Origin of the sequence: Pseudomonas avellanae BPIC 631 (assembly GCF_000444135.1) — a bacterium.
Taxonomy (GTDB): Bacteria; Pseudomonadota; Gammaproteobacteria; order Pseudomonadales; family Pseudomonadaceae; genus Aquipseudomonas; species Aquipseudomonas avellanae.
In genome coordinates this window covers 1-8,271 of sequence record NZ_ATDK01000255.1, presented here as the reverse complement: position 1 = coordinate 8,271, position 8,271 = coordinate 1, and the positions used below count along the sequence as shown (strand labels likewise).

Annotated in this window: 7 protein-coding genes; 3 read left to right on the top strand and 4 right to left on the bottom strand. The window is 56.0% G+C overall.

The genetic code is table 11. The features are described from left to right. Positions 1-74: 74 nt before the first annotated feature. The 4 genes from DW49_RS0114665 to hxsA2 are packed head-to-tail and all read right to left on the bottom strand — an operon-like array spanning position 75 to position 2,487. Positions 75-470, bottom strand: a complete 396-nt coding sequence (locus DW49_RS0114665; protein WP_024421304.1) for a hypothetical protein — start codon at positions 468-470, stop codon at positions 75-77. After that, the gene (gene hxsB / locus DW49_RS0114660; protein ID WP_005617639.1) at positions 464-1,921 is read right to left on the bottom strand and encodes a His-Xaa-Ser system radical SAM maturase HxsB; all 1,458 of its coding nucleotides are present in this window, start codon (positions 1,919-1,921) and stop codon (positions 464-466) included. The genes DW49_RS0114665 and hxsB overlap by 7 nt, the downstream gene beginning before the upstream one ends. Further along, the gene (gene hxsD / locus DW49_RS0114655) at positions 1,914-2,216 is read right to left on the bottom strand and encodes a His-Xaa-Ser system protein HxsD (RefSeq protein WP_005617637.1); all 303 of its coding nucleotides are present in this window, start codon (positions 2,214-2,216) and stop codon (positions 1,914-1,916) included. The genes hxsB and hxsD overlap by 8 nt, the downstream gene beginning before the upstream one ends. Further along, positions 2,188-2,487: a His-Xaa-Ser repeat protein HxsA2 gene (gene hxsA2, locus DW49_RS1000000130215; protein ID WP_081591516.1), complete on the bottom strand. Its 300-nt coding sequence runs from the start codon at positions 2,485-2,487 to the stop codon at positions 2,188-2,190. Before hxsA2 ends, hxsD begins: the two co-directional genes overlap by 29 nt. A 657-nt stretch (positions 2,488-3,144) precedes the next feature. Between hxsA2 and DW49_RS0114650 the strand changes: the two genes are divergently transcribed. From DW49_RS0114650 to DW49_RS0114640, 3 genes are all read left to right on the top strand, one after another. Further along, a complete protein-coding gene (locus DW49_RS0114650) occupies positions 3,145-5,211 on the top strand; it encodes a type VI secretion system Vgr family protein (protein WP_024421016.1) in 2,067 nt (688 codons plus the stop codon). Further along, a complete protein-coding gene (locus DW49_RS0114645; RefSeq protein WP_024421303.1) occupies positions 5,208-5,759 on the top strand; it encodes a DUF4123 domain-containing protein in 552 nt (183 codons plus the stop codon). Before DW49_RS0114650 ends, DW49_RS0114645 begins: the two co-directional genes overlap by 4 nt. Then, positions 5,756-8,271 (top strand): toxin VasX (locus tag DW49_RS0114640; RefSeq protein ID WP_024421302.1); only part of this gene is annotated, 2,516 nt, incomplete at its 3' end. The genes DW49_RS0114645 and DW49_RS0114640, both read left to right, overlap by 4 nt.

Sequence of the window (8,271 nt, the reverse complement as noted above, 5' to 3'; positions counted from 1 at the left end):
TGGCCAAACTGGATCGTGATGCGTTCTTCAATGCTGAGTTCATGATATGACATAGGTTCACCGTACCGGATTGGTCAGGTGTTGCGCTCAGTTTTTGCCGCCGCCCAGTAATGATTACACTGCTCGGTGACCAAGATGCTATTGTGCAGCGACGATGCTCGAAACAGTACGCTAATGCTCTGACGATCGGACGAAAGCCGTATAATGTCGCCATCATCGATGTAGCTGTAATCATCTGGTAGTATCGAGTAATCAGAATCGGAAGGCAGTATCTCAACAAACTGCCGATGTTTCTCAAACAGAAGATATTGCGCAAACCCTCGAGGGATCTGCTGATCGGAAACCAAGTAGGCCATTTCCCGCCGCAAGACATCGGGCAGATTTCGGCTGGTCGATACTTTGAGCAGAGTGAGGTTCTTATTAAGATCAACCGCATGGATCCGGATAATCTTTCCGCCGAGTCTCAGCATCGGTTGGCCCACCCCATAAAAATCCGCTTTGTTTGCTCATCACTTCCCATCAGCTCAATGAGATGTTTGAAAATAGCCATATTTCGCTTGCAGAAAGAGGACTCAGGCTTTCTTGCTACAACGTCCTTGTGAATGGCGTGATGGTAGACGGGCTCAGCGCCACAGTAAGGTTCAAATGCACAGTCAGAGCACATTGGAGCGCTTAAGGTGAAAGAGTTTTCCAGTGCATCCAGAAGCTGATCAGAGAGGATGATCTCCTCATATGAATGTTCAAGAATGTTGCCTAGACGGAACGTATGATCACCCATTTCAGCAAGCATACGGCTTTCATCTGAAGCGTAGACCGATCCGTCATAGTTGAAAACGATGGCTGCGATACCAGTACCGGCAGGGTTCATCAAATCAACAAACCCTGGGTCTCCTGATGTCAGCATTTTTGTTAGTACGAGCGAAGAATACTGTTCTACAAATCGTATGCCAGACTTGTTTAGCTCAATGACGTACTCAAGACCTTCCTTATAAAATTCCAGCCAGCGCTCAGTGTCATACGACATGAATTTCTTAGTCTTTATCGCAAAGCCGTAAGGGGAGAGCGTGCGGAGGAAGATGCCATCAAAGCCCAAGCGCAAGTATTCATCAATGATGTCACGTGCTCGTGGAAGGCTCTTATCTGTGGTTGTCATCAGGGCTGACACTTGGTCATAGCCGAGGGCTGCACGAGCTTTCTTCAAACCTTCCTCGAAGCGCTGATGACTATCTCGACCTGGTCGTGGGCGATTTGCATTATGCAAATCCATTGGCACGTCGAGCGAAGATGAAAGCACGATTTTGTGCTGTTTACAGAATTCGAGCACGTCATCGGTCAGTAACGAAAGCGTGGTCGCAATGACGAACTGTAGGTCACGTCCTTCCTTGACGTTGCGTTTTTTGGCCTCTAGAACAATGTACATCACCATCTCGAAGTTCAGCAGCGGCTCACCACCCTGAAATTCAATTTTGATGGCTGGATTGGGAGACCTAAAAACGAAATCCAACGACTTGTCTGCCATCGCTGTGGTCATGTCGAATTCACCTTTGCTCTCCGACTGCCTTGAAACTTGGCAATATGGACAGCGATGGTCACACCGAAGAGTCACTACAAAGATATGCAAATTGGTGAACTCGGCCAGCCTGGACAATCGCGTGCGAATCTTGAGTGCCAAGAGCTGAAGTGGTGCTTGCTCATTGGTGAAGCGAATGAACTGCTTGGACCGAAGCGTAGGGATCAGCTCTGATGAGAGCGGAAGCGTCTTGCTAATGATCGATTCCAGCATTGGCACCGGTATCACATGAAATTCGCCTGCCATATTGGTAATGACATACTCATCGTCATTCAGGCGATCAAACTTAAAGGGTAGCAACTCGTATATACGTTGCTGCGTGTAGAACTCCAGCTTTTGGAATTTACTCACTAATAAGCCCAGTTTTTGAAAAGGCCAGTCCGAGGATCAGGTTCTTGACCGCCTGTGTCTCAACTGCCAATTGGTGGCGCAGCTGATAGTCGAGCACATCCTTCTTGAAGTCTTGGATGGCAGAAAGAAAGGTCGGCTCGTCCACGCCGATATTCGAAGACAAAGCACAGATTAACTGTCCCTCATCGGGTGTGATATCAACCGTCAGGGCATTAATTGATCGATAAGCAGCTTTCTGCAAAATCTGCGCATCATAAAGTCGCTCGTCAAAAACGAGCTGATGAGAAAAATCCATTATCGACCCGAGTAGAACTGTGCGAAGAATGGGAACTATGGGAGCTGTGGTAAGCCATCATCTGCCCTTGATCCCCTCGTTTGAGAACAAAAGCGAACAGATCATTGCCACCCCGAACCGAGAGGTTCTCGCTTTGAGCCTCAGCTTGAAATGTATTCTTCGCTTCCGAGTGGGGCTCGACAACGTCGTAAGTAGTTAGGGCAGAAGCCTGTTCTGTAGCTATGGCTGTGGCCAGGGTGGCTAAAGGAACCAGAAAGGAGCGCTTTTTCATTTTGGGATATCCTTATCGATGTGTTGATCGTCTTCTGAGTGTCGGTGACGCGCACCCATGATGTCAATATAGAATCGACTGATGGCTTTTTACTCATCCACAATCCGACAAACGACACTCTTCTCAGTTTCAGACTGTTTACACACTGGGCTATGAGCCGAGAAAATGTTCAGGGCGGAAATGGTGCTGTTACCAAGACCTGGCAGGCTCACCACCTAAGCTACGATTTGAGCGCCCTGGTATCGGTTTCCTTCAACGTCGAAGCATTCTTGTCTTGCCCACGGCCAGCTAAGTAAAGCCCCGAGAAAATCTCGAAGGTCGTCGATGGAGTTGAACAAGGTTTTTTGTGGGGAGAGGCAGCGACGTTGCTGTTTGGAGAGTGATGCGCAACAGGTTGCGCAATTTGTGCTCGCTACAGATCGCTTGAGCGCTTGCAGGCCTCGCTTTATGGCGCTTTGAAGCGTTGCGCAGCCTTACGTAAACGGACGCAGAATCTTGCGCAGGTTCTTAGTGGTTTTTCGTCTGAAAGATCACTCGTACGCCCCCCGTAACTCCCAAGCCGTTGATCTACATAGATAAACAACACTTGGCACCTTTCTTGTTATCTCTCACGTCATTCAACGGGCACACGGCCCGTTTCTGCGGAGGGATTTCGGCATGCTTGCATCGGCCCACCAGGCTCGTTTCAGTCTGATCCTCGACGGTATCGATCACGACTTTCAGGTCTTGTCGTTCACCGGCCACGAAGCGATCAGCCAACCTTTCTGCTTTACGCTGGAGCTGGTCAGCGAGCGCCCGTCTCTGGATCTGGAGAGTTTGCTGAATCGCCCAGCCTATCTGCAATTCGCGCACGAGGGCGGGGGTATTCACGGCTTGATCGACCGGATTGCCCAAGGCGACTCCGGGCGACGTCTGACCCATTATTCGATCATGCTACGCCCGCATCTGGCCCGGCTTGCTCATCGCACCAATCAGCGCATCTTTCAGAGCCTGACGGTGCCGCAGATCATCGAGCAGGTGTTCAAGGACCACGGCCTGCTGGCCAATGCCTTTCGCTTCCATACGGTTACGCCTTACGCCGAACGTGAATACTGCGTGCAGTACGACGAATCTGATCTGCACTTCATTCAGCGTCTGTGCGAAGAGGAAGGTCTGCACTATCACTTCGAGCACAGCCCGATGGCGCATCAAATGGTGTTCGGCGACGACCAGACTGTGTTCCCGAAGCTGGGGACTGTGATCTATAAACAGAACACCGCCCTGCTGGCCGAAGAGCCGGTGATCACGCGCTTCAAACTCCGACTGGAGACTCGCCCCGAGAGCACCGCTCGCCGTGATTACCATTTCGTGAAGCCGTTTCTGACCATGGAGGGAGCGGCGGCTGGCAACAACAGCACAGGGCTTGAAGACTACGATTATCCGGGGCGGTTCACGCACCGGGACCGTGGCACTCATCTGGCGCAGCGGGCACTTGAACGTCATCGCCATGACTACTTGCTGGGCGAAGGGCACAGCGATCAGCCGCGACTGGTCAGCGGCCATTTTCTGACCCTGAGCGAACATCCCAACGACGACTGGAACGAGTTGTGGCTGCTGACTGAAGTTCGCCATGAAGGCCGTCAACCGCAAGTGCTTGAAGAGTCCGTGCACGAGATCCAGAGCCCTGACAACTTTCATCAGGGCTACCGCAATACGTTCTTGGCTACGCCCTGGAAAGCAATCTTTCGCCCGCCCTTGCGTCACCCCAAGCCACGAATATCCAGCAGCCAGACCCCCGTGGTCGCCGGCCCGGAGGGTAAGGAAATTCACTGCGACGAGCACGGGCGGGTCATGGTGCGGTTTCATTGGGACCGTTCAGGTCAAAGCAGCTGCTGGCTGCGGGTGTCGTCGAGTTGGGCGGGCAATGGTTATGGCGGCATGGTCATCCCACGAATCGGCATGGAAGTGCTGGTGACTTTTCTTGACGGCGACCCTGACCGGCCGTTGATCAGCGGCTGCCTGTACCACGCCGAGCACGTTCCGCCCTATGAACTGCCCGCGCACCAGACGCGCAGCGTGTTCAAGACCCTCAGCAGCCCAGGCGGTGGGGGCTCCAATGAATTGCGCATCGAGGACCGGGCCGGGCAGGAGCAGATCTATGTTCATGCTCAACGCGACTGGGATCAGAACGTCGAGCACGACCAGCGCATCTACGTCGGCCATGAGCGTCACGACCGGGTCGAAGCCAACAGTTACAGCGAGTTCAAGGCTCAGGAACACCGTACTGTCGAGGCTGACCGGCTGACAGAAGTAAGAGCGGACGATCATCTGACCGTGGGTGGGACTCGGCATATTCGGCTGGGTGATGGCTTGCTGGTAGAGGCCGGAAAGGAAATTCACCTGAGCGCCGGGAATAAAATAGTGATCGAGTCGGGAATGGAGATCACCATCAACGTCGGCGGCTCTTTTATAAAGATCGACGCCAGCGGTGTGACCGTGGCAGGCCCGCTGACAAGGCTCAATTCGGGTGGCCAGCCGGCAACAGGCACGAAGGCAGCGCCTCTATTGCCGGGGCTGATGAAACAGGCCAGTAACGACGGACCGGGAGAGTTGCTGATGCAGCGCCTGAGCGGGCCTGGACCGATAGTGGAGCTTTGTCAGAAACCCAAGGGCGGAAAGCCTGCGGACTGCCCACTTGCCGATTGCGGCTGTCGCAAAGCCTTGCTGTCGGGTGGCCAGCGATGAGCGTTCACGTACTGCTGGAACGAACCGACCGGTTACTGGAACACCTTTACAAGCTGCTGCCCGACCCAGCGCCAACAGCACTGTTCGACAAGACCGAACTGGCCGCCTACCGGGAGCAAAGCCCACTCTGGCTGGAGGCGGCCAGCCCTATGCTGGAAGCCATTCATGACGCACCCGACGCCTGGCCCGGCCTGATCATCGAAAGCGTCTCGCCCGCCGACGTTGTGCTCGCCCATCTCAGGCACATTTTGTTTGTCAGGTTCGAGGGGCAGCGCCGAGGCGTGCTGCGCTATTCGCACCCTGTCACCGCCAGCTACTTCTTTACGGCAGAGCCCCCTCAATCCAGTGCCCAGTGGTTAGGCCCTATTTCCAGGCTTGGCTGGTACGGCGGCACTTGGGTGGACCTTGCACAAGGCAAGCAGCGCTGGTTCGACGTTCGCAATCCACACGCACCCGATTGGCAACCGCCACAACCTCAAGTGACGTTCGGTTTAAACCAGCGGCAAGAAGACGCGTTGCGACGCCAGAACAAGGAATTCGCACAATGACCACCGGCAGACTGAGCGATGGCCCTTCCTGCGAAATGGACAAACTGATCGTCCAGATCGTGGGCAAGAAGCATTCGGACCAGCAGCAGGTTTTGCTGCTCGGTTCTGATGGAACCCGTATCCATCCACTCAAATCGGAAGTGCTGGAAAGGGAGCTGTTCAGCAGCACTCTGAAGGTCTGGGATCACATCGAGGGCACGCACCTTCATCTGCAGATCGCGACCCTTGAAGGCGAGCCGATTCGCCTGCCGTTGCTCAGCGACACGAAAGTCACGCCGCGACAGGCCGACGCGCAGTTCAACCAGATCGTTCCGGTGTTGCCGTTCGTGGCATTGCCCGGTTCGAAAACGGTGGATGACATGGGCACACCGGTTCTGGCTCGCGCAGGTTACGTGTATGTGTTTTATCAGCAGAAGCTGTGGCGCGAGCTGGAGATTCAGGTCAGCGAAACCGGCAACACGTATCACGACATCGACGTGGCCCGGTATCGCCAGCAAGATGGATTTATAGCCGGCGAGCGTAAAGCCACTGGCGTGGCGCTTGAAGACATCTGGCTGCCGGCACTCTGGAACAATCGGCCTGTACAGACACTGCAACTGTGTTTCTCGGAAATACAGCTCAGCGCGGCACGCCTTGAGCGCCTGGAAAAAGACGCTGCGTCCAGAGATCAGCGCTGCAACAGCCCTGACTTGAGCGGATCAAAAAAGCGCTTCACGGACCTGTACAAGGGCAAGCCCGATGGCACCGCGATGCTTGATGCGTTTTCCGGCTTTGATGCCAAAAACCCTGTCGCCCAGGCACTCATCGCCCCGATCAAGGCGACCCGGCTGAATCTGCAGTACAACGTGTTTCCGATCAGCCTGGCTGCACCGCAGCGCGTCCGCCAGCCCGGTTTTGAAAGGCTGCTTGATCATCCGGCGCGGTATCTGTGTGACCTGTCGGGGCAGTATCCGGTCGAGTCTTTCAGGCAGGCCAAGGCATTTCTGGCCGAGGCTGCCAGAGGCATTGCTGTGCAGGATGTCAGGCACCTGGAGTTGACCGCGATGGCTGACGCGCTGCTCACCGGTTTACCGGTCGAGGGTGATGCCGAACCCGTAGATGCGGGCGTGCTCTGGGAAGCGCAGGCCAGTGTCGTCGATGTGCTGGACAAAGCCCGTCAGCGGCAAGTCTGCGGCGTGCTGCTGGACGATGCCTGTTATCGACTGCGCCATTTGCGGCAACGGGTTGATACCTGCCAGCAACTGTTCGCGCTGTGCGCCCGACATGCTGTTCTTCACCCACACCATGCCAGCGCGTTACTGGTGCAACAACTGGTGGTGCCACGCAGTATTCGCGGTCAGGAAAACCCGCTGCACGCGGCGATGGCCAAGCTGCATGAGCCGGGCAGACAAGCTATCAATCAATGCACGGCCACGGTCCAGCGCGCGGTGGTCTGGCGGCACATGCTCAGTGCTCAGGACGCGCTGGTCGCCAGCCTGAAACAGAGCGCCACGGAGCAAATGCTGGCGGATCACCTGAGCCTTGAGGGGTTCGACTACGTGGCAGCGATGTATGAGTTGAGCCGGACGCTGGCGACTCTCGCGCTGCTGCCGTCCAACGTCGATCCGCTGGCCCCCGGAGGCGACATGGTGGATGCGGTCACGGGTGTTGGGCTGTGGGATCAGGCCGTGAGCCTTGGGCAGAAGTTTTTGAACCAGATCGTCAGCGATGACACCTCGCCTCTGCACCTCATGCTCTGGCCCGAGTGCGATCTACAGACCGCTTGCGCGCCTTATGTGGTGCCGGATACAGATGACGAAAACAAAGGCGACGGCCGTTTTCGCGCCACCGAACTGGCCCGTTTCGAAACCCAGCCGGCACCTGACCCCATCAATCAGGTCACGCTGGATGCCACCACCCTCGCCAACCTGCTGGCGGGCGACAGCCTGCAGAACTTCTTTCTCATCAACAACGGCAAGGCCACGACGGCGGCGCTGGTCGGGATCTTTGAAAACCTGCAGAGCGCCTCGGATGGCGCTGCCAATGCAGTCGACAAAGCCAGCCAGGCACTCGCCTCCGCAAAAGGCAACGTAAACAGCGCCCCTGCCAACGTCCGCTCGGCAAACGACCGGCTGGCCCAGATGCAGGAACGCCTCGGCGCCAACGCCCACAAGATCAACGTCAACCGCCAGGGCGGGGGCGTGCAACAACTGCGCAGCATGATGCCCGAGCATTTCGGTGCGGCCTTCCTGATCCGGCGCAATCAGGTCACGCCGCAACACTACGTATTCGGCCTGGAAGACCTGCCCGGCCGGGAGTCATTGCCAAAAACACGCTACGGCCAATACCTGCGGGCCGACGGAACCCCCTTCGGCGACATCGCCCCACCACCGCCCTCATCAACTCGCCTGCCCACGGGCGACAATCTGGTGTTGGTGATCCCTCGCGGACACAAAACCGCGCAGGTGGTCGGCGACATGAACCGAACGCTTAAAAAAGCGCGTGAAGCGGCAGGTGCGGTGGGTGACGCGGA